Origin of the sequence: Streptomyces clavuligerus (assembly GCF_005519465.1) — a bacterium.
Taxonomy (GTDB): Bacteria; Actinomycetota; Actinomycetes; order Streptomycetales; family Streptomycetaceae; genus Streptomyces; species Streptomyces clavuligerus.
This window is the reverse complement of record NZ_CP027858.1, coordinates 2,662,784-2,684,621: the sequence shown is the minus strand read 5'-3', so window position 1 is coordinate 2,684,621 and position 21,838 is coordinate 2,662,784. Positions and strand designations below refer to the sequence as shown.

The window sequence follows — 21,838 nt, the reverse complement described above, 5'->3', positions numbered from 1 at the left end:
GCCGCAGAGCGTCAGAGGCGCGTCAGGGGAGAGACCCTGGCGCCCCTCCCCGGGCTTCTCCTGGCCACCGCCCGCACCGCGCACCGCCCGCGTCGCGCGTCAGGCCGCACCGCCGCCACCATGAGGACGCTCACGGTGCCCGTCAGCGCGTACCGTCGAGACCCGCCAGGAACTCCGCCACCACCGGCCCCATCGCCGCCCCCAGATCCTCCGCCGTCAGCAGCTCGTGCGACAGCGTCACCGGCGCGAGACGGCCCCGCGGCAGCACCGCCGCCACCCGCTCGGCCAGCTCGGTCGGATGGCGGACGTCCGTACCGGGCACGATCAGCGCCGGGACCCCGACCACCGCGAGATCGGACACCTCGCGGAAGGCGCGGTCCCGTCCGATCGCGCAGAACGCGGCCACGCTCGCCGGGTCCGCGCGCGGGATCGCCTCCCGGACCAGATGCCCGATCAGCGGGGCCAGATCGGGCAGCACCGGCGCCCAGCCCGCCGCCACGCCCCCGGCGCGCACCCGCTCCGCGAACCGTTCGAAGAAGACCCGCTCGGCCTCCTTTGCCGCGTCGTCCTCGATGTCCTCTACACTGACGACCACCACCGCCCGGACCCGTTCCGGGTGCTCCACCGCCGTCCGCAGCGCGACCGTGCCGCCCAGCCCGGTGCCGCCGACCACCGCCCGTTCCAGACCCAGCCGGTCCAGCAGCGCGACCACGTCGGCCGCATACCCCGACCAGGTGTGACGCTCCTCGTGCGCGCAGAGCGAACGGCCGAAGCCGCGGACGTCCGGCAGGACCACGGTGTACGCGGACGACAGCCGCGCGGCGAGCGGCAGCAGACTGCGGTGGTCGGGGCCGCCCCCGTGCAGCAGGACGACCGGCGGGCCGGTGCCGCTCACCCGTGCGCGCAGCGGACAGCCGTCGCCCCCGTGGAAGACCACCCCGGTTCCCGACGCCTCTTCGGACACGCCTCCCCCTCCGTTCCCCACCGGCTGATTCTGCCCGGCCCGACCCTTCCCATCAGTACGTATGCTCGGCTCCATGACGGACCACGTACCCGTACCCCCGACCGAGAACGCCATGCGCCGAGCCCTCAGGCGAGCCCGGGACGGGGTCGCCCTCGACGTCACGGAAGCGGCGGTGCTGCTCCAGGCGCGGGGCAGTGATCTGACGGACCTGTGCCGCTCGGCGGCGCGGGTGCGCGACGCCGGACTCGAAGCCGCGGGCCGCCCCGGGGTCATCACCTACTCCAAGAGCGTCTTCATCCCGCTCACCAGGCTCTGCCGGGACAAGTGCCACTACTGCACCTTCGCCACCGTCCCCGGGAAGCTGCGCCGCGCCGGGCACGGCATGTTCATGTCCCCGGACGAGGTTCTCGCCATCGCCCGCCGCGGGGCCGAGCTGGGCTGCAAGGAGGCCTTGATCACCCTCGGCGACAAGCCCGAGGACCGCTGGCCCGAGGCCCGTGAGTGGCTGGAGGCCGAGGGGTACGACGACACCATCGCCTATGTCCGCGCCATGTCCATCCGCATCCTGGAGGAGACGGGGCTGCTGCCCCACCTCAACCCCGGTGTGCTGTCCTGGACCGACTTCCAGCGGCTCAAGCCCGTCGCCCCCTCCATGGGCATGATGCTGGAGACCACCGCCACCCGGCTGTGGAGCGAGCCCGGCGGCCCCCACCACGGCTCGCCCGACAAGGAGCCCGCCGTCCGGCTGCGGGTGCTGGAGGACGCCGGGCGCAGCTCCGTCCCGTTCACCAGCGGACTGCTCATCGGCATCGGGGAGACCCACGAGGAGCGCGCCGAGTCGCTGTTCGCGCTCCGCCGTGTCTCCCGCACGTACCACGGCATCCAGGAGCTGATCCTCCAGAACTTCCGCGCCAAACCGGACACGGCCATGCGCGGCATGCCCGACGCCGAACTGGACGAGCTGGTCGCCACCGTCGCCGTCGCCCGGCACCTCCTGGGCCCCGCCGCCTGTCTCCAGGCCCCGCCGAACCTGGTGGACGCCGAGTACGCGCGGCTCATCGGCGCGGGCATCGACGACTGGGGCGGGGTCTCCCCGCTCACCCCCGACCATGTGAACCCCGAGCGGCCCTGGCCGCAGATCGACGAGCTGGCCGAGCACTCCGCCGCCGCCGGTTTCCGCCTCGCCGAACGGCTCTGTGTCTACCCGGAGTTCGTCACCCGGGGCGAGCCCTGGCTCGACCCCCGTGTCCTGCCGCACGTACGGGCGCTCGCCGACCCGGCCACCGGACTCGCCGACCCCGGGGCCCACCCCGCCGGGCTGCCCTGGCAGGAGCCGGACGAGGGCTTCACCTCCACGGGCCGCACCGATCTGCACCGCACCATCGACACCGAGGGCCGCACCCACGACCGCCGCGACGACTTCGACGCCGTCTACGGGGACTGGGACGCCCTGCGCGAGGCCGCCGCGCCCGGGATGGTCCCGCAGCGCATCGACACCGACGTCCGGCAGGCGCTGCGCACGGCCGCCGACGACCCCACGCGGCTCACCGACGACGAGGCCCTGGCGCTGCTGCACGCCGACGGACCGGCCCTGGACGCGCTCACCCGGATCGCCGACGAGCTGCGCCGCGACGTCGTCGGCGACGACGTCACCTATGTCGTCACCCGGAACATCAACTTCACCAATGTCTGCTACACCGGCTGCCGTTTCTGCGCCTTCGCGCAGCGGCGCACGGACGCGGACGCCTACACCCTCTCCCTGGACCAGGTCGCCGACCGGGCCGCCCAGGCGTGGGACGTGGGCGCGGTGGAGGTGTGCATGCAGGGCGGCATCCATCCGGATCTGCCCGGGACGGCGTACTTCGACATCGCCCGCGCGGTGAAGACCCGGGTCCCCGGCATCCATGTGCACGCCTTCTCGCCGATGGAGGTCGTCAACGGGGCCTCCCGCACCGGCCTGTCCATCCGGGAGTGGCTGACGGCGGCGAAGGAGGCCGGACTCGACTCCGTGCCCGGCACCGCGGCCGAGATCCTGGACGACGAGGTCCGCTGGGTGCTCACCAAGGGCAAGCTGCCCGCCGCGACCTGGATCGAGGTCATCAGCACCGCGCACGAGCTGGGCATCCGCTCCTCGTCGACGATGATGTACGGGCATGTCGACCAGCCCCGGCACTGGCTCGGCCATCTGCGGACGCTCGCGCGCATCCAGCAGGAGACGGGTGGCTTCACGGAGTTCGTCACGCTGCCCTTCATCCACACCAACGCCCCCGTCTATCTCGCGGGGATCGCCCGCCCGGGGCCGACGGACCGGGACAACCGCGCGGTGACGGCGATGGCCCGGCTGCTGCTGCACCCCCACATCACCAATATCCAGACAAGCTGGGTGAAGCTGGGGGCGGAGGGCGCCGCCGAGATGCTGCGGTCCGGTGCCAACGATCTGGGCGGCACGCTGATGGAGGAGACTATTTCGCGGATGGCGGGTTCTCGTTATGGCTCGTACCGTTCGGTCAGGGATCTGGTGGCGATCGCCGAGTTGGCCGGGCGGCCTGCGAGGTCGCGGACGACGTTGTACGGGGAGGTGCCCGGGGAGCGGACGCGGGCGGCGGAGGCGTCGGACGGGCAGTTGCCGGAGCTGCTGCCCCTGGTGACCGACTAGCCGCGGGCCGCCCTGCCCCGCCCCGTCCCGTTTCATCCCGTCATGGTCTGCTGTGGGGCGTCTCGTCCGGGATCGTCCCGTCCTGTGCGGGCACGGTCCCGTACCCGGGTCCTGTGCGGCGCCGGGGGCGGTGGTGGTGCAAGCCCCTGGGGTCGTGTCGGGGGTCGGTCCCGGTGCTGACTTCCCGGTGCGGGGGACCGGCCCCGCGGTGGATGTGGTGGCGGTGCCGCTGTCGGCATGCTGGAGCCGGCGGCGGGCGGGTGGGGAACGGCCGGTGCTGTTCCTCCGGGTGCCGGGGTGGCCCGTTCCGGCGGGAGTGGGCCCGGTGTGCTGTTCCGTCCGGCGGCCGCGGGAGCTGTGGTCGGTCATCCGTGAGCGGGAAGGCGGCGGTCCGTGGTGTGGTGGTTCGGGCGGACGGAGCTGGTCGCGGGGGCCGTGGTGCTCACGGCTGCCGCGCTGGTGGGTGCGGGGGCGGAGCTGCGGTCCCCGCCTGTGCTGGACCATGGGCCTGTGGTGATCGGCGAACGCGCGGAACGGGCGGAACGCGCGGAACGGGAACGGGCCGAGCAGGCCGAACGGGCCGAACGCGCCGAGCGGGCGGAACGGGGCCGGCGCGCCGGGCGGGAGCCGTGCGCCGGGACGGACACCGACACCCGAACCGACAGCGGACACGGCACGGGCACGGGCACGGATGCGGGTACCGGCACCGGCACGGGCAGGGGCACCGTGGAGCGACCCCGGCGCGCGGAGCCGGACGGCACCGCGGAGCGGCCCGAGTGAGCCGGGCGCGTCAGGGGCGTACGTCCGGCGTCCGGCCGCTCCCGGCCGCCCGCCGCCGGGAGAACATCAGCGGATAAGCTGCCTGACGTGACGGCCCCCGCCGGGGGCGGGAGAGCGCGTTGAGGAGACACACCCCCGATGGCCCGTCAGATCTCGTCCGCGGCGCTGGTGACCGGACTCACCTCCGCCGCCCTCGTCGGCGTACTCCTGCTCGCCGTCCAGGCCGGACAGGCCGCCCCGCAGAACACGGCGGCCCGCAAGCCCGCCCCCGGCGCCAGCGGCTCCCCCGAGGCCAAGGACCGCACCCGTGAGCCCGCCGAGCAGCCCACCGCCCTGCCCGCGGACTCCGGCACCGGCAAGCGGGTCGTCTACTCCCTCGGCCGGGACCGGGTCTGGCTGGTGGACCACTCCGGCAGGCCCGTCAGCACCTTCACCGTCTGGCCCGGCAATGTGGAACCGGCGCTCGGCACCCACCGGGTCACCGACCGCCAGCCCTCCATCACCGGCAACGACGGCGTCTCCGTCGAGAACATCGTCTACTTCTCCGGCTCCAAGGAGGGCCTGCCCATCGCCTTCTCCGCGGCCGTCGACGGCTCGTCCCCGAAGCCGGTCCCCGGCAAGCAGACCGGCGCGATACGCGTCCGCACCGCCGACGGCGACCGCATCTGGGACTTCACCGTCGTGGGCAGCGACGTCGTCGTGGTGCGCTGACCGACGGCCGCCCGCTCCCGGACCGGACCACACCCGTTCGATTACAGTGCTGCTCCGGCAGAGGTTCGACACCGGACGGCCGGCCCGCACAGCGACCACGTCCAGGGAGGGGCGCGCGGTGAGCGCAGCAGCCACAGCCGTCTGGGGGCGAACCGAACAGCAGGACTTCCGGGCCCGGGTCCGCGGGGCACTCCTCGGCGCGGCCCTCGGCGACGCCCTCGGAGCGGCGGTCGACCCGCTCCCGTACGAGGAGATACGCGAGACCCACGGCCCCGACGGACTCACCGACCTGGTCCCCGTCCACGGCCGCCGCGGCGCCGTCACTGCCGCCACCCAGCTCACCCTCTTCACCGTCGACGGGCTGATCCGCGCCCAGGTCCGCCGGGACACCGGCGCCTGGCACCCGCCCACCGACGTCCACCGCGCCTATCTGCGCTGGGCCGCGACCCAGCGCGACTGGGGCCCCGACGAACGCCGCAAGGACAACGGCTGGCTGGCCCAGGAGGAGTGGCTGTACGCGCGCCGCGCCGCGCCCCGCGCCAGTCTGCTCGGCCTCGGCGACGACACCATGGGCACCCTCGAAGCCCCCAAGAACCCCACCGCCCGCGACGGCGGCGCCCTCGCCCGCTCGGCCCCGTTCGGCCTGCTCGTCGGCTGGGAACCCCAACTGGTCTGCCAGCTCGCCCTGGAGTGCGCGGCCCAGACCCACGGCCACCCCACCGCCTTCCTCGCGGCGGGTGCCTGCGCCGTCATCGTGCACGGCCTCGCCCGGGGCGAGACCCTGGAGGCGGCCGTCCGCCGTGCCCTCGCGCTGGTGGCCGTCCACCCCGGGCATCAGCAGGTCACCGAAGGGCTCACGGCCGCGCTCGCCGCCGTACGGGAAGGGGTCCCCGGACCCGGGCGCGTCGGCGCCTTCCACACCCCCGGGGACGACACGGACGACGGGGATGGCCCCGCCGGGGGGTCCCACGCGGGGGCCGATCTCGCCGCCGCTGTCTACGCCGCCCTCGTCAGCGAGGACATGCGCCACGGGCTGCGGCTCGCCGTCAACCACGACGGCGCCTCGACCGTCACCGGCGCGGTCACGGGCGCCCTGCTCGGCGCCCTGCACGGGGAGACGGCCCTGCCCCCGGCCTGGCTCTGCGAACTGGAGGGCCGCCCCACCGTGCTCGCCCTCGCCGACGACTTCGCCCTGGAGACGACCCAGGGCCCCGCCCTCCACGGCCCGACCGCCGCCGCCCCCGGCTGGCTCGCCCGCTACCCCCGCGCCTGACCGGACGCGCATCCGCCAGGTGCCTCGGCGCTTGGCCGGACGCGCACCCGCCGGTACGGGCGCGGTCTGGCGGGACGCGCATCCGCCGGGTGTCTCCGTGGGCGGAATGCGCATCCGCCGGTACGGGCGGCCTGATCGGACGGGCACCCGCCGGTCCCGGCACCCGCCCGGACGGGCACCCGCCGGGTACCCGCACCTGGCGGGACGCGCATCCGCCGGTACGGGCGGCCTGACCGGACGGGCACCCGCCGGTACGCCGGTGCGCCGGTACGAGCAGCCTGGCCCGACGCGAATACGCCGGTCCCGGCACCCGCCCCCCGCCGCCGCTCTACGATCACGCCATGGATGCCGCCGCCGCCGTCGCCGCCCGACTCGCGTCCACCGCCGTCGCCCCCCTCGTCCGCAAGCTCTTCACCCCCCAGCCCGACGGCGCCCGCCTCGTCGACAAGCCGGTACGGATATCCGGCCTGGTCTCCTTCCGCGGCGAACGGCGGACCCTCGGCGAGAAGGAGCTGAGGAGACTCGCCACCGAACTCGTCGACCGCGCCGCCGCCTCCTACGGCCCCCACGAGGCCCCGTCCCCCGAGACCCGCCGCGAACTCGCCGACGCCCTCGCGCTCGCCCTCCACAGCCTCGGCGACCTCGACATGGACGACGTCCAGGCCGTCCGCCTCGGCCCCGAGGCGTTCACCGCCCGCCTGGCCCGCCCCCGGCACCTCTCCGCGGCGGCCGAGGCGTACTACGAGCCCCTGCTCCACACCGCCGGGCTCCACATCCTCAACTTCTTCAGCCAGCGGTCCTCGTTCGTCCCCCGCACCCTCACCGAACAGACCCGCACCCTCGACCGGCTCGTCGCCCTCACCGATCTGCTGCTCGAACGGCTCCCCTCCCGGCCCGCCGAGGACGCCCGCTTCGAGGACCGCTACACCCGCCACATCGCGGCGAAACACAGCGAACTGACCATCCACGGACTCGACCTCCGCCAGGCCCGCGCCTGGCACCTCGACTCCGCCTATGTCTCCCTGGAAGCCGCCGACGCCACCACCTCCGTACCGCGACCCGCCGACCGCGCCCTCTCCGGCCGGGACCGGGTGCTGCTGCGCGGCGGCGCGGGCTCCGGGAAGACCACCCTCGTCCAGTGGCTCGCGGTCACGGCGGCCCGGCAGAAGTACGAGGAGTTCGGCGACCACCTCGACCACCTCGTCGGCCGGATACCCTTCGTCCTCCCGCTGCGCCGCGTCATCAGGGACGGCCGCCCGCCCACCCCCGACGAGTTCCTGCGCGCCGTCCGCAGCGTCCTCGCCGGAGCCGAGCCGCCCGGCTGGACCGACCGCGTCCTGAGCGCGGGCCGCGCGCTCGTCCTCGTCGACGGCATCGACGAGATCCCGCAGCGCGAACGCGAGACCACCCGCCGCTGGCTGCGCGAGCTGATGGCCGACTTCCCCGGCAATCTGTGGCTGGTCACCGCCCGCCCCTCCGCCGTCGACGCGGACTGGCTCGCCGCCGAGGGCTTCACCGAGCTGACCCTCGCCACGATGTCCCACGACGACGTCACCCGCTTCGTCCACCGCTGGCACACCGCCGCAGCGGCCCCCGCCAGCCTCGCCGGCACCCTCCTGACCGCCGTCCGGGTCAGCACCGACCTCGGCCGTCTCGCCGTCAACCCCCTGATGTGCGGCATGCTCTGCGCCCTCCACCGCGAACGGAACGGCTTCCTCCCCCACAGCCGCAAGGAGCTGTACGAGGCGGCCCTGCGCATGCTCCTCGAACGCCGCGACCTCGAACGCGGCGTCCAGGACGAGCTGAGCCTCTCCTCCGAGACCCAGATCCTGCTGCTCCAGCGGCTCGCGCACTGGATGATCCGCAACGACACCGCCGAGATGGAACGCGCGGACGCGGTGGCCCAACTGGGACGCGCCCTGGAGCTGATGCACCATGTGACCGCCCCCGCCGACCGGGTCCTGACCCATCTCCTGGAACGCTCGGGCCTGATCCGCGAACCCGCCCACGACCGGATCGACTTCGTCCACCGCACCTTCCAGGACTATCTGGGGGCGAAGGCCCTGGTGGAGGAGGGCGATTTCCCGCTGCTGCTGAAGAACGCCCACCGGGACCAGTGGGAGGACGTGGTCCGCATGGCGGTGGCGCTGGGGCGGCCCGCGGAACGGGACCGGATTCTGCGGGGGCTGGTGGCGGGGGACTCCGACGAGCTCTTCGACCTCCGCGGGGTGCTGCTGGCGTTCGCCTGTCTGGAGCAGGCCCCCGAGGTGTATCCGGAGACCCGGAGCCTGATCACCGGGCTGACCGCGGAGATCATTCCCCCGAAGAACACGCCGCACGCCATGGCTCTCTCGAATTTCGGCGGCTCCTTGGCACTCGGCCTGCTGCCCGGACCCGAGGGGCTGTCGGACGACGAGGCGCGCGGCACCGTCCTCGCGGCCTCCTACATCGGCACGGACGCCGCCCTGCCCGTCCTCGCCCGCTTCCGGCACCACCCCTCGCTCCGCATCCGCAGCCAGCTCGTCTGGTCCTGGTACCGCTTCGACTGCCGCCGCTACGCCGACGAGGTCATCGCCCATCTCGACCCGGCGGACCTCTACTTCACCGTCCCCGGCGTCGAGCACGCCCACGCGCTGACGGCCCTCGGCGGCCGGGAACGGGTCCATCTGCCGAGCGGCGCCGATCCGTCGGCGGTGGCGGAGCACCTCGACACCGAACGGGTCACCCATGTCTGGGTGGAGCTGGGACGCACCAGCGAGGAGTACTGGGCGTGGGTCCGGGACTTCCCCCGGCTCCACACCTTGGTCCTGGAGGACGACGCGGTGCGTGCGGCGGCGTCCCCGTATCTGCCGCCGCACCTCACCGTGCTGCCCTGGCCGGGCGAGGGCCGGTACACCGAGCGCACCCCGTAGCGGCTACCGCCGCACCGTCCCCGGCGCCTCGGCCTCGTCCCCGTCCGTGTTGATCCGTTCGATGAGCGCGTCCCGTTCCGCCGTGTTCTCCGGCTTCAGGAAGCCGATCGCGATGTACAGCACCAGCGAGATCGCCAGCGGTACGGAGACCTGGTACTGGAGCGCGATATCGGTCCGCTGGTCGCCGTTCAGCTCATAGTTGACCAGGAAGAAGGCGAGCAGCCCGGCGGCCCAGCTGGTGAGCGCCGCCGTCGGTCCCGAGCGGCGGAAGGAGCGGAGCATGCCGAGCATGAAGGGGATGGCGATCGGGCCCATCAGCCCGGCGACCCACTTGATCACGACGGTGATGATGTCCTTGAACGTGGGCGAGTTGACCTGGGTGGCGATGGCCATCGACAGGGCCAGGAACGCGATGGTCGACCAGCGCGCCGCGATCAGTCCGGCCTGCTCGGTCCAGGAGCGGGCCTTCTTCGAGAGCACCGGGGCGATGTCCCGGGTGAAGACGGCGGCGATGGCGTTGGCGTCGGAGGAGCACATGGCCATCGTGTGCGAGAAGAAACCGACGATGACCAGGCCGAGCAGGCCGTGCGGCAGCAGTTGCTCGGTCATCAGGGCGTAGCTGTCGGAGGCGTCCGGCTTCTCCGTCTTCACCAGCAGCGGCGCGCACCACATCGGGAAGAAGAGGACCAGCGGCCAGACGAACCAGAGCACCGCGGAGAGCCGGGCGGAGCGGGTGGCCTCGCGGGCGTTGGCGGTGGCCATGTACCGCTGGGCCTGGTTCCACATGCCGCCGTTGTACTCGAAGGTCTTGATGAAGAGGAACGCGAGGAGGAAGGTCACGGTGTAGGGGCCGGCGGTGGGTTCGGCATGGCCCTGGAGCTGGGGCTCGTCCCAGATGGTCCACAGGGTGCTGAAGCCGTCGAGTTCCCTCATGACGGCGAAGAGCATGGCGAGCCCGGCGAACAACTGGATGATGAACTGGCCGAGTTCGGTGAGGGCGTCGGCCCACAGCCCGCCGATGGTGCAGTAGACACCGGTGATCACACCGGTGATCAGGATGCCCTGGTTGAGCGATATACCGGTGAACACGGAGAGCAGGGTGGCGATGGCCGCCCATTTGGCACCCACGTCCACGATCTTCAGCAGCACGCCGGACCAGGCGAGGGCCTGCTGTGTCTTCAGGTTGTACCGGTTCTTCAGATACTCCAGCGGAGAGGCCACATGGAGCCGGGACCGGAGCCGGTTCAGCCGGGGGGCGAAGAGCGTGGAACCGATGTAGATGCCGATGGCGATGGGGAGGGACCAGGTCACGAAGGATGTGACGCCATAGGTATAGGCGATACCGGCGTAGCCGGTGAACATCACCGCGCTGTAGCCGGACATGTGGTGCGAGATGCCCGACAGCCACCAGGGCATCTTGCCGCCCGCGGTGAAGAAGTCGCTGACGTTGTCGACCCGTTTGTGCGACCAGAGCCCGATCGCGACCATCACACCGAAGTAGCCGATGAGCACGGTCCAGTCGAGACTGTTCATCTGCCCCCTCCTGGGGTCCGCCTTGTGAACGACCGGCAGTGCACTCCGTCAGACGTCAGTTCAGCGGTGCCCCCGTACGGGATGGGGGCTAGCGGGGATTGAACCCCTGGGGGAGAGGGGCGGTCAAGAGGGCAGTAGGTCAAGTATGTGAACAGGAGTCAGAAAGCAGAACGATTTTACTTCTTCTTGACCAACGGGGTTGTTGTCCCGCTCACACCGGGGCACCCACGATGAGCGGGCACTTCGTCAGGCGGTGGACGGTGAAGGAGGGTGCGGCAGACGCATACGAAAAAAGCCCGCGGACCAGGCCGCGGACAGCGCCGAGCCCCCTCGGCCGGGACGGCGGACCAGTCGAGAGGGCTCTGTCAGTGTCGCGCCGACGGGCGCGTACTACTCCGGTGGCTCGATCGAGCTCGGGTGGCTCAGCCGAGGTCGAACGAGCCCCGGCCCACCTCGCCCACGAACGCGTTCCACGAGCCGGGGACGAAGGTCAGCTCCGCACCGGCCGTGACCTTGGAGTCCCGCACGGAAATCGCCCGGGTGACCGGGGACTTGACTTCCACGCAAGCCCCGTTGCCCCCGGAGTACGAGGACTTCGTCCAGGACTCCGTGGCTCCTTCGATGATTGCCATTTCCGCTCCGCTTCGGCGAGTGATGTGAGTGCACCAACGATTTTGCCGGTGCTTGATGCGGTGGACGCTACTCGCCACAACTGCCCGGTGAGGCATGGTTTCACTCGGTCGGATGGCATATTCCGGACGTCCCTTCCGCAGCCGGTGGCGGGGGTGTACCTTGCGCGCCCCCGCGCACCGGCTTCCGGAGTGATTCCCCGGACTTCCTCATAGCATCGTGTACCGCTTGGCGATGTTCTCGATGAAAGCCCGCGACTGGTCGGCATTCAGCGCCTGGGCGCGCAGATGCTCGTACATGACCGTGTACTTGTGGACATCGTTGGCCTTCTCCAGATAGAGGTCGCTGGTGACGCCTTCGATATACACCACGCTCGAATCGGTCGCATCGGGAAATTCAAGGATCGCGTACTGACCGTTGATGCCCGGATGGGCGCCCATCTCGAACGGCAGTACCTGAACGGTGACATGCGGCAGCCGGGACAGCTCGATCAGATACTCCAGCTGTTCGCGCATGAGCGCCTTGCCGCCCACGATCCGGTGGAGCGCGGCCTCGTCCACCACGGCCCACAGCCGCAGCGGAAGCTCCTCCGCGTGCACCCGGTCCTGGCGGCGCATGCGCACACTGACCCGCTTCTCGATATCGGCGGTGCTGCTCTCCGGGAGCGCCCCGGCGATCAGCGACTCGGCGTACGGCCGGGTCTGGAGCAGCCCCGGCACCACTTGCGGCTCGTAGACCCGAAGGCTCGCCGCGTCCGTCTCCAGACCGATGTAGACGCTGTAGGGGATATCGCCGAAGGCATGCCACCAGCCCTGCTGACGCGAGTCCTTGGCCATTTGCATGAGTGAGTCGACGATACGGTGGTCGTCGACCTCGTACACTCCGCAGAGGTCGCGGACATCACGCTGACTGATGGAGCGGCGCCCGTTCTCCAGGCGGCTGATCTTCGACTGTGACACCAGGAGGCGCTCTGCCACCTCTTCGGCGGTCATGCCTTTCAGCTCGCGGAGCCGGCGCAGCTCCAGGCCCAATCGGCGTCTCCTGACGGTGGGATTGACGTTGGACGCCACGGAAACTGCACCTCCGGCTGTTTAGCTGAGCGTATGTACTGCTCAGCAGACTGCCACCAAACCGCGTGAGCGCGCTGAGGAATCGCCACACGGGCCACATTCATGACATCATCCGCCGGGCTCCGCACGGGAATTCTCGTACGGACGCTCGTATCGGCTCGTGTCCTCGCCGAGTCGGTCCGGACAGTCGAAGCGCTGTCCGGACCGATCGGCGGTTCGTGTCATGGCGCGGCCACCGTGTGGAGCGCGCGACGGTTCCGGTACCGGAGTCCGATGGCATCACGGTACGGGGTCGGTGCGAGAGAAAGATGTGGAAATCCGGGTGAGATTCGTGAGATTCAGTGCGCAGCGACGCGGACCATGCCACCGCGGCGGGCCTGCATCGAGACGGCCGGCTGCCGGCCGTTCGTCGCGGGCGCCCGGCGTGGCTGCGCGGCCACACCGTTCTGGACGTCCATGACGGCGTGCGCCACGAGACCGCCCATGGGGTCGTGCCGGATGAGATCCCGCAGCCGGGATCGCGAGGAACGGCCCTCATTGCCGGGGTACAGGTGCTTGCCGAGCCCGACCGCGTGGGCCAGGGCGGCGAGCGCCGCGGTCCGGGGGTCCGGCGGCACCCCGGTGCGGATCGCGCTGTCCAGCCGTGAACGGATGTCGCGGCTGATCGCCGTGTCGGTCGCCTGATAGCGCGTCGTCGGCAGCACTCCGCACATCTGGCCCGCCACGGCATGCACCATGCCGCACCGTTCCAGGTGCAGAAGATAGATCTGACGCAGCCCCAGTCGGGGCCCGCCGATCCAGTGGACGGCCCGGACCGGGCTGCCGCGTCTGCGCAGCAGCTCCAGTGCGGAGTCCAAGGTCGGATCTCCGGTCGGCCGTGGCATCACCACGGCGATACGATCCCCGTCTGGGGCTATCCGTCCTGCCAGTGCCAGCTCCACTAGCTGGGCTCCGGCCAGGCCGAGGTCGAGCGACTGCGGCTGCGCTGTGGTACCCGTGGTCGGGTCCAGAGCGAGCAACAGAAGCTCCTCCGGAAGTGTTCTGCGGCTCCTGCCCATCCATGCCTCCCCGCGTGGATGAATGACAGGGTGACGCCTCTCACATTGGTCTGTCGAGAGTGCCTGTGCGCTTTGGATGGGAACCAGTAGGTATGTCGTTCTCGTCTCACCACAGGGGCCGGGCTCCCACACAGGACACTGATAGATGGTTCGGACAACACGGGCCGCCGGTATCCGGCGCCCGTCGGTGCGTACGCAGGGCGGCGGCGCATGACTGATGGAGGAGGCACGGTGGCGGGCGAGTCCCCCGACAGGTCGGAGCAGCGGAAGCCGTCGGGGGGGACGGCGAACGGCGGCGCCGACCCGAGACTTGCCATGGCCGACCGGTCGGACGCGTCCGACACGCCGGACACCACGGATGCGCCGGACGCTCCGGAGGTGCTCGCGCGGGAGTCCGGCACGGAGACGGGTTCGGCGGACGCCGACCGTGAGCTGAGGTCCGCCGTGGCGGCGTGGGTGGCGTCGGCGGGCGACGGGCGTGACGACGGCGGGCGCGAGGGCGACCGCGACAGCTCCGCCGCGGACCGCACGGTGGAGACCGCGGTACTGCCCGGGGCCGCCGCCGAGGAGACGGCGGTGCTGCCCGAGATACGGCGGCGCCCCGGCAAGGGCGGCGAGACCGACCAGGCCGACCAGGGCGCTACGGGTGGCGAGGCCGGGAAGGCCGAGGGCTCCGGCGATGGGCCCGCCGCCCCGGGCGAGGGCAAGGCCGCCGCCGAGCCCGACGCCGAGGCCGCCCCGGACGTCAAGGACGCCGAGCCGGACGTGAAGAAGGACGAGCCGGACGTCAAGGACGCGGCGCCGGACGTCGAGCCGGACCCGGACGTGAAGAAGGACGAGCCGGAGGCGGGGAGCGAGCCGGGCCCGGCCGAGGACGACGCCCAGGAGACGAAGCCCGTCGCGAAGGCGACGGCGAAGGCGGCGTCGGCCGCCGGGCGGGTCGTCGACCACCCCACCACCGCGTTGCGCACGCCTCCGGCCCCCCGTGCGGAGCCGGACTCCGGCGCGAAGGGTGCGAAGGCCGCGAAGGCCGCGAAGGGAGCGGCGGCGGACAAAGCCGCGGACAAGGCCGTGGAGAAGGCCCCCGGCGGGACCGAGGAGGACAAGGGCGGCTCCGAGGGGGACCCCGCGAAGGGCGTCGCGAAGGACGCCCGGAAGGACGCCGGGAAGAAGAAGGACACTGAGACGGACACCGAGACGGACGCCGAGCGGACGAGTACGTTCGTCCCGCTGCGGACCGACGACATCCGGCGTCCGGCCGTGCCCCGGAGCAGGAACGAAACCTCTGGCGCCGCGCCCGCGACCCCCGGGTCCGAGCGCTCGGGGAAGACGGCGGGGGCGAAGCCGGAGGAGAGGCCCGGCGGGAAGAAGTCCGCTGAGGAGCCCGTCGAGAAGCCCGTCGAGGAGAAGCCAGGGGCCGGGAAGCGGCCGGAGAAGAGCGGAGGAGCCGCCGAGGCCACGGGTGCCGCGGCGACCGCCGACCCCGAGCGGACCAGTCAGCAGCCGCTCCCCCCGCTCGATCTGCTCGCCCAGCTCACGAACACCCCGCTCACCCCGTTCCGCGCGGTGGTGCGACGGGTCAAGATCTGGACGCCGCTGGTCGTCCTCCTCCTGATCGTCCTCGCCGTCGCCCAGGTGCTGCGCCCGCTTCCCGCGCCCGAGCTGAAGCTCAGCGGGGACCCGGCGTTCACCTTCAAGGGCGATGCCGTCGATCTGAAGTTCCCGGGTGAGGGCCAGGGTGCGGTGGCCGTGGACGGCGTCGGAACCGTCGCGACCTACGGCGACCAGAAGCCCCGGCCGATCGCCAGCGTCACCAAGGCGATGACCGCGTATGTGATCCTCCGGGAGAAGCCGCTCACCGGGAAGGGGCAGGGCGACCGGATCACCATCGACCAGCGGACCGAGGACGAGTACCACTCCGGCAAGAACAGCGAGTCCGTCGTCGAGGTCAAGGCCGGGCAGAAGTACACCCAGCGGCAGCTCCTCGAACTGCTGATGATCCCGTCCGCGAACAACGTGGCCCGGCTGCTGGCCCGCTGGCACGCCGGGTCCGAGGCCGCGTTCGTGAAGAAGATGCAGGCCGCCGCGGACGACCTCGGGATGAAGGACACCGTCTACACCGACCCGAGCGGGCTGCGGAGCACGACCGTGTCCACCCCGCTCGACCAGCTCAAGCTGGCGGAGGCGGCGATGCAGGACGAGGTTTTCCGGGAGATCGTCAACACCACGAAGCTCAAGGTGCCGGGGATAGAGCGGACCATCTACAACAGCGCCGACAAGGCCCTGCTCCTGGACGGTGTCGGCGGGATCAAGACGGGTTCGTCCACCCCGGCGGGCGGCAATCTGCTCTGGTCGGCCAATGCGGAGGTCGACGGGGAGATCCACCGGGTCTACGGGGCGACCTTCGACGTCCATGACGCGGGCAGGCTCGACGAGAAGCTGGAGCTGGCCGTCGACCACAGCATCCGGGTGATCGAGGCGGCGCAGCAGGCCGTGACCTCCGACACGGTGATCAAGAAGGGCACCGTGGTCGGCCGGGTGGACGACGGTCTCGGGGGCACGACCCCGGTGGTCGCCACGGAGGATCTGAAGGCGATCGGCTGGGCGGGCCACCGGGCGGAGATCTCGATCGACGGCGCGGGCAGTCCCGTGCCCGGCACCGGGGCCGCCGGGGACGTCGTGGGCCGGATCACCGTCGGCACCGGTGAGGGGCGGCTGACCGCGCCGGTCGCGCTCCAGCGGGAGCTGGTGGAGCCCGGAGTCCTGGACAAGCTGACACGGATCGGCTGAGCCGCGGTTATCACCGGTTTTCGCGCCAGGGCGTCCCGGTTCACCGGGGCGCCCTCGTGTTAGCGTCCGATCAGTTCGGTTGGTCCGTCAGTTCGATCGGTCCTGTCAACCTGGACGGCGGGGACGGCGTCCTTGACCGAAGGGCGGCATCCCGGGCGGCGGGGGAGACCGCCGGTGCGGTGTGCCGGGAGGCGCCGCCCGGACGGGGTCACGCCGGGGTGATGACGGACGGATTTGATCACACCCGTTTCCATCGGACAATATCGGATGCAATTGGATGGAATCTGATGCATTCGGGTGGAAGTGGCGGCCGCGCCGGCAGGGGCGAAAGTGACCGGACGAGAGCGGTCGGGCAAGGGCGGCCGGGTGAGAGCATCCGGACGAAGGCAGTCGTGACCGAACGAGGACAGCCGGGCGAGGAAGACACCGGACCGGGAGACGGGGAGAGTCGCAGTGAGTACCGCTGAGCCGGTCCGGACGGACGGCCACAGCACCCGTACCGGACCCGCGGGGTCCACGGGCAGCGCCGGACCGGCCGGACCCCGAATACAGGGGACGGCACCGCAGGCGGGGGAGCCGGGAGGCCCCGACCGCAGAGGGCCGGGCGCCGCCGGAGTCCTCGCCGACGCCCGGGACCGGCTGTCGCGCCGCCCCGTCCTGGTCGCGACCGCGGTCGCGGCCTTCACCCATGTGCTCTGGTTCTTCTTCTTCGCCAACAGCGGCGGCGATCTGGCCGCCCAGGACGCCTGGGCCGAGTTCGTCGGCCGCCACCCCGACTCCGCGTACAACCTCGCCTGGTACGGCGGGATGCACCCCGTCTCGTACAGCGTCGTCTCGCCCTATCTGATGTCGGTCATCGGTGTCCGGCCGACCATGATGGTCGCGGGCACCGTGTCGGCGGCCCTGACGGCGCTGATCCTGGTGCGGCTGCGGGCCGTGCGCAATCCGCTGGCCTGCGCGCTCGCCGGGGTGTTCGCCTTCCTCTGCAACGCGCTGTCGGGCCGGGTCACCTTCGGCCTCGGCATGATGTTCGCGGTCGGCGCCGTCGCCGCCGTCTTCTGCTGGCCGCACCGCTGGCGGTACCACCGCTGGGCGAAGGGCGCCGTCGCCGCCCCGCTCGCCGCGCTCGCCACCGCGTCCAGCCCGGTCGCCGGACTCTTCCTCGGGGTGGTCGCCGCCGCGCTCTTCCTCAACGGCCGCAGGCCCGGCGCGTACGCCATCGGGCTGCCGCCGGTCGCGGTCGTGGGGCTCTCGGCCTGGCTGTTCCCCTTCTCCGGCACCCAGCCGATGTCGATCGCGTCCTCGTCCCTGCCCTTCGTCTACGGCGTGCTGGTCTGCCTCCTCGTCCCGAAGGAGTGGCGCACGGTCAAGGTGGCCTCCGGCGTCTACGCCCTCGGGGTCTTCCTCGCCTGGGCGATAGATTCCCAGATCGGTTCGAACATCTCCCGGCTGCCGATGCTCTTCGCCGGGGTGGCGCTGCTCGCGGTCCTTCCGTACACCGTGCCGCGCTCCCGGAAGTGGTACGCGCTGGTTCTCGCCGTGGTGGGGATGAACGTCTGGGTCGGCTTCAAGGGGGTCGACGACATCCTGCGGACGGCCCCCACCGCGTCCTGGAACTTCGAGCTGGCGCCGCTGGTCAACAAGCTCCAGGAGGTCGACGCGGAGAAGGGCCGGGTCGAGGTGGTCCCCGCCAGCAGCCACCGGGAGGCGTCGGCGCTCGCCCCGTACGTCCATCTGGCGCGCGGCTGGAACCGACAGGCCGACATGGAGCGGAACGCGATCTTCTACGACAAGGAGAACCCGCTCACCGCCGTGGACTACCGCGCCTGGCTGGAGCGCTGGGCCGTCCGCTATGTCGTGCTGCCCGAGGGCACGCCCGATGTCGGGGCCGAGCGGGAGGCGGAGCTGGTCCAGGGCGGGCTGCCCTATCTGGAACGGATCTGGGGCGACGCGAACTGGCAGCTTTTCAAGGTGCGCGACCCGGTCCCGATGGCGGACCCCCCGGCCACGGTGGAGCAGGCGACCGCGGGCGAGGTCCGCATCCGGGTCGCGCAGGAGGGCCGGGTGCGGATCAGGATTCCGTACTCGCCCTGGCTGAGCCTCGTCGACGAGAAGGGCGACAAGGTCGAGAGCCCGGAGGAGACCGAGGAGTCCCAGCAGCGGCCCGAGGGGTCACCCAAGTCGTTCACCAATCCGGGTGGCTGTCTGATCAAGCTGGACGAGGACGACGAGGGCGACGAGTGGACCGAGCTGGTCGCCCCCCGCGCCGGGACCTACCGGCTCGCGGCCCCGTACGACATACAGCGCGGCACGCCGTGCCCGGAGGAGATGCGCCAGGAACTGCCCTGATGGGCTCTGGTGGGCACGGACCGGCCATGACAGGCTCGGACGTGTCCGGGCCCCGGCCTCCGGGGCCCCGCCCCGATGCGCCGTGAGGCGGCTCCGAGGCGCCGCGAGGTGCCCTGGGGCACTCCGGCGCGCGGGCGCGGTCCGAGGAGGCCGAGGCGGTGGGGACTGTGGTGCGGACGGGGAGAAGCGGGTGAACTCCCCCAGGGCTTACCGGCGTTAACACCTGTCGGCCCACGGTCTCCTCATGCATAGTGGACACGATTTCTGAGCCATACCGAACAGTCGGTCTACGTAGTCCAGGTGTGAGATGGCGTGCGAACGATGCGGTGGCCCCGGTGGCACGCTGCCGGGGATGCGATGCCCGGTGTGCGGAGCCCCTCCGGGCCCGGGAGCCGGTGACTGGGCGGCCCGTGACACGGTGCTCGGACGGTTCGCGCTGCTCTCCCGGACGGGGAAGATCCTGCTGGTCGGCGGTGTCGTCCTGACGGCGCTCGCGCTGGCCGCCTCGGTGATGACCCTGCGCGGCGGCGAGTCCCCGCGGGCCAGGGCGGGCGCGCCGAAGGACCCGGGGCTGCTCCCCGAGAGTCTGGGCGGTCTGGGCGGCCTCGGCGGGGTTCCGCAGCGGATCGAGCCCTCGCCGCCCGCCGGGCGCTCGGCCGGAGGGTCCGCTTCCGCCTCCGTTTCCGCCGGTCTCGCGGCGGGCTCGGCCCTGGGCACGGCGGGCTCGGGCGACCGTGAGGGCGGGAGCGCCGGGGGCCGCGGGGGCCCGCTCTCCCCGTCCGCGGCTCCGGTGGAGCCGCCCGCCGAGGCGTCGGAGACCTCGGGAACGCCGGGAGCGGCGGGGCTGCCGGACGCTGTCCCCGAACGGCCGTCCACCGGGGCGGCGGGCGGTGCGGGCGGCTCAGGCCCGGGTGCCTCCGGCGGTCCCGGCTCCGGCTCCGGTTCCGGTTCCGGCTCCGGTTCTGGTTCTGGTCCTGGTTCTGGTTCCGAGGGTGGCTCCGCGTCCGTCCAGCCACTGCGGGGCGCGTACTCGGCCTGGGCGGGTCCTGGCTGCACCGGCGGCGGACGCTACCGCGAGCACGGCCGCTACCAGGACGGCGACCGCGGCTGGTACGCCCGTCCGCAGGGCGGGCACCGGGGCCACGGCTGCGACGGGCGCTTCAGCGCGCTGCCCATGTCGGGCCGCGCGCACCAGGACAGCGGCGGCTCGGCGATCTGGGCGTGGTACGTCGGCAGCGGCTACCGCGAGTGCTCCCTGACGGTCGTCGTCCCCCGGGGCGAGCGCGACCGGGACGTGGCGGGCGCCCCGTCCGTCTACCAGGTCATGGCCGCCCCGGTCGAGGGCGGCGGGCCGATCCAGACCTTCGAGATCGACCAGGTCTCCCGGCGGGGCGACCGCGTGGTCGTCCCCGGCGCCCTGGTGAGCGACCGGCATCTGACGGTGCGGCTGCTGGACCGCGGCGAGGGCCGCGAGGGCGGGCACCACGCGGCGGCGCAGATCAGGGCGGACTGCCGGACGGCGGCCTAACGGTCCGGGCCCAGCGGTCCGGGCCGCGTGTCCGGGACCGGGCCGGGGCGGACGGTCCGGCGGCAGCGCGGGGAGCGTCCCCGCGGAGGGCCCGCGCGGACCACCGGCGTGGAGGGTCCGCGAGGAGGGTCTGCGCCGAGCACCGGCGTGGGCAGGGGCGAAGCGCTCGCGCGAAGGGCCCGCGCCACCCGGAGGGGCGACGCGGGCCTGGGGAGAGGGAGCCCGGTTGGGGCCGGGTCCCTCTGGCTGATATCAGCCCTTGGGGGAGACGAACGCGAGGACGGGTCCGGCGCCGACCGGGCTGGAGGCGGTGTCCCAGTTGAACCAGCCGGCCTTGGAGACCTTGCCGCTCTCGTTGCCGCCGACGGTCTGGATCTGCGTCCCGTCCGCCGAGACCGCGACGACGATGTTGACGTGGTCGGCCTCGCCGTCGTTCAGGTTGCGGTCGACGTCGTAGAGCACCGCGTCGCCGACCTTGGGGCCGCTGGTCCGGTAGGTGCCGTGCCTCTGGCCGTACTCCTTGAGGCTGATGGCTCGGGCGTCCAGCTCACGGGAGTGGTCGACGCTGTTGCCCGCCCAGATGTACTCGACGAACTCGGCGCACCAGGCACGGGCGTGGTTGAAGTCGAAGTCGTTGAAGTTGTTGCCGACCTCGCGGTTGGCGTCGGCGGCTATGTCCTGGCCGAGGGTGTTGACCTGCTTGCAGGAGGTGGTGTCGGGCGCGGCGGAGAGCAGCTTCTGGGTCCAGCCGGACGTGTCGACCGGGTCGTTGGTGTGGTAGACGATGTCGCTGCCGCTGCCGTCGGAGATATTGCCGTCCTTGTACCAGTACATGGCGCCCGTGGTCGGAATCCGGCCGAAGTAGAAGCCGCCGCCGGAGGAGGTCAGCTCGTCGAAGGCGGACCAGCCGTCGTTCTTCAGGTCGTCCCGCTTCCAGGCGGAGCCGATGATCTTGTACGAGAGGAGACGGCCGTCGGCGGCGGTGGCCAGCAGCCGGTCCTTGCCGGTCGCGGTGAGGGTCTTGAGGACGAAGCCGGTCCCGATCTCCTTGCGCTGGCCGATGTGCTGGGAGCCCTGCGGCTTGTCCTGGGAGACGAGGTACTGGAGCAGGTTTCCGGCGGCGGTGGTGCCGTAGAGGTGGCCGTAGCCGTCGTAGGCGAGCTTGTCGTGGGTCCAGCCGCTGTCGGCGATCTTCTCGACGCCGGAGAGTTCCAGGGCGTTGTTGTTGGTCAGAACATCCACGCGGTAGAGGGCGCCCGCGGTGGAGGTCACCAGGATCGTGTTGAAGTTCAGCGTGGCCATCGCCTTGGGCGTGAAGCCCAGGTCCGGGCCGATCAGCGTCTTGAGCCGGTCGCCCTTGGTGTTGATGGCGGAGTAGGTCAGCCGCCCGTCGCCGAGGATCCCGTACACGGAGGCGGTGCCGGTGCAGACCTCGGCGGCGACGGCGGGCTGCGCGCCGGTGGCGGTGACGAGGCCCATCGAGGCGGCCGTCAGGGCGAGTCCGGCGACGGTGGTGCGGAGCTTCTTGGACGTCGGGAACATCTGGCGTCTCCAGGTTCTGGGCAGCCCTGACCGGGGTGTGGC

14 protein-coding genes are annotated in these 21,838 nt (G+C 72.0%); 8 read left to right on the top strand and 6 right to left on the bottom strand.

What is annotated here, in order from left to right; genetic code table 11:
• Window positions 1-142: 142 nt before the first annotated feature.
• Window positions 143-964 (bottom strand): alpha/beta fold hydrolase, encoded by an 822-nt coding sequence (locus tag CRV15_RS11040; protein WP_009997256.1) that lies wholly within the window; start codon window positions 962-964, stop codon window positions 143-145.
• Window positions 965-1,037: 73 nt separating this feature from the next.
• Between CRV15_RS11040 and CRV15_RS11035 the strand changes: the two genes are divergently transcribed.
• From CRV15_RS11035 to CRV15_RS11015, 5 genes are all read left to right on the top strand, one after another.
• Window positions 1,038-3,620, top strand: a complete 2,583-nt coding sequence (locus tag CRV15_RS11035; RefSeq protein WP_003961436.1) for a bifunctional FO biosynthesis protein CofGH — start codon at window positions 1,038-1,040, stop codon at window positions 3,618-3,620.
• A 393-nt stretch (window positions 3,621-4,013) separates the two neighbouring features.
• The gene (locus tag CRV15_RS11030) at window positions 4,014-4,400 is read left to right on the top strand and encodes a hypothetical protein (protein ID WP_230864159.1); all 387 of its coding nucleotides are present in this window, start codon (window positions 4,014-4,016) and stop codon (window positions 4,398-4,400) included.
• 138 nt (window positions 4,401-4,538) lie between these two features.
• Entirely contained in the window at window positions 4,539-5,111 is a 573-nt protein-coding gene (locus CRV15_RS11025; protein WP_003953285.1) for a hypothetical protein, read from the top strand.
• A gap of 118 nt (window positions 5,112-5,229) precedes the next feature.
• On the top strand, window positions 5,230-6,384 hold the full coding sequence (locus CRV15_RS11020; protein ID WP_003953284.1) for an ADP-ribosylglycohydrolase family protein: 1,155 nt from the start codon (window positions 5,230-5,232) through the stop codon (window positions 6,382-6,384).
• A 341-nt stretch (window positions 6,385-6,725) separates the two neighbouring features.
• A complete protein-coding gene (locus CRV15_RS11015; RefSeq protein ID WP_003961438.1) occupies window positions 6,726-9,296 on the top strand; it encodes an NACHT domain-containing protein in 2,571 nt (856 codons plus the stop codon).
• 3 nt (window positions 9,297-9,299) lie between these two features.
• Here CRV15_RS11015 and CRV15_RS11010 read toward each other — a convergent pair whose 3' ends face one another.
• From CRV15_RS11010 to CRV15_RS10995, 4 genes are all read right to left on the bottom strand, one after another.
• The gene (locus tag CRV15_RS11010; RefSeq protein WP_003961439.1) at window positions 9,300-10,829 is read right to left on the bottom strand and encodes a sodium:solute symporter family protein; all 1,530 of its coding nucleotides are present in this window, start codon (window positions 10,827-10,829) and stop codon (window positions 9,300-9,302) included.
• Window positions 10,830-11,251: 422 nt separating this feature from the next.
• Window positions 11,252-11,461, bottom strand: coding sequence for a DUF397 domain-containing protein (locus CRV15_RS11005; RefSeq protein ID WP_003953280.1), 210 nt, complete (start codon window positions 11,459-11,461; stop codon window positions 11,252-11,254).
• 207 nt (window positions 11,462-11,668) lie between these two features.
• Window positions 11,669-12,529 (bottom strand): helix-turn-helix domain-containing protein, encoded by an 861-nt coding sequence (locus CRV15_RS11000; RefSeq protein WP_003953279.1) that lies wholly within the window; start codon window positions 12,527-12,529, stop codon window positions 11,669-11,671.
• 338 nt (window positions 12,530-12,867) lie between these two features.
• Entirely contained in the window at window positions 12,868-13,587 is a 720-nt protein-coding gene (locus CRV15_RS10995) for a GOLPH3/VPS74 family protein (protein WP_003953278.1), read from the bottom strand.
• Between the two features lie 210 nt (window positions 13,588-13,797).
• Between CRV15_RS10995 and CRV15_RS10990 the strand changes: the two genes are divergently transcribed.
• The 3 genes from CRV15_RS10990 (at window position 13,798) to CRV15_RS10980 (ending at window position 20,254) form a co-directional block, all read left to right on the top strand.
• Window positions 13,798-16,377: a D-alanyl-D-alanine carboxypeptidase gene (locus CRV15_RS10990; protein ID WP_003961441.1), complete on the top strand. Its 2,580-nt coding sequence runs from the start codon at window positions 13,798-13,800 to the stop codon at window positions 16,375-16,377.
• 453 nt (window positions 16,378-16,830) lie between these two features.
• The gene (locus tag CRV15_RS10985) at window positions 16,831-18,726 is read left to right on the top strand and encodes a hypothetical protein (protein WP_003953276.1); all 1,896 of its coding nucleotides are present in this window, start codon (window positions 16,831-16,833) and stop codon (window positions 18,724-18,726) included.
• 352 nt (window positions 18,727-19,078) lie between these two features.
• Window positions 19,079-20,254, top strand: coding sequence for a hypothetical protein (locus CRV15_RS10980; protein ID WP_003961442.1), 1,176 nt, complete (start codon window positions 19,079-19,081; stop codon window positions 20,252-20,254).
• 252 nt (window positions 20,255-20,506) lie between these two features.
• Here the strand turns inward: CRV15_RS10980 and CRV15_RS10975 are convergent, their stop codons facing one another.
• Window positions 20,507-21,796 (bottom strand): CHAP domain-containing protein, encoded by a 1,290-nt coding sequence (locus tag CRV15_RS10975; RefSeq protein WP_003961443.1) that lies wholly within the window; start codon window positions 21,794-21,796, stop codon window positions 20,507-20,509.
• Window positions 21,797-21,838: the final 42 nt, after the last annotated feature.

Excerpts from the sequence above, each read along its gene's own strand:
- CRV15_RS11010 (WP_003961439.1), bottom strand. The coding sequence starts at position 10,829 with ATGAACAGTCTCGACTGGACCGTGCTCATCGGCTACTTCGGTGTGATG.
- CRV15_RS11035 (WP_003961436.1), top strand. The coding sequence starts at position 1,038 with ATGACGGACCACGTACCCGTACCCCCGACCGAGAACGCCATGCGCCGA.
- CRV15_RS11025 (WP_003953285.1), top strand. The coding sequence starts at position 4,539 with ATGGCCCGTCAGATCTCGTCCGCGGCGCTGGTGACCGGACTCACCTCC.
- CRV15_RS11005 (WP_003953280.1), bottom strand. The coding sequence starts at position 11,461 with ATGGCAATCATCGAAGGAGCCACGGAGTCCTGGACGAAGTCCTCGTAC.
- CRV15_RS10980 (WP_003961442.1), top strand. The coding sequence starts at position 19,079 with ATGCGATGCCCGGTGTGCGGAGCCCCTCCGGGCCCGGGAGCCGGTGAC.
- CRV15_RS10975 (WP_003961443.1), bottom strand. The coding sequence starts at position 21,796 with ATGTTCCCGACGTCCAAGAAGCTCCGCACCACCGTCGCCGGACTCGCC.
- CRV15_RS10990 (WP_003961441.1), top strand. The coding sequence starts at position 13,798 with ATGACTGATGGAGGAGGCACGGTGGCGGGCGAGTCCCCCGACAGGTCG.
- CRV15_RS11015 (WP_003961438.1), top strand. The coding sequence starts at position 6,726 with ATGGATGCCGCCGCCGCCGTCGCCGCCCGACTCGCGTCCACCGCCGTC.
- CRV15_RS10995 (WP_003953278.1), bottom strand. The coding sequence starts at position 13,587 with ATGGGCAGGAGCCGCAGAACACTTCCGGAGGAGCTTCTGTTGCTCGCT.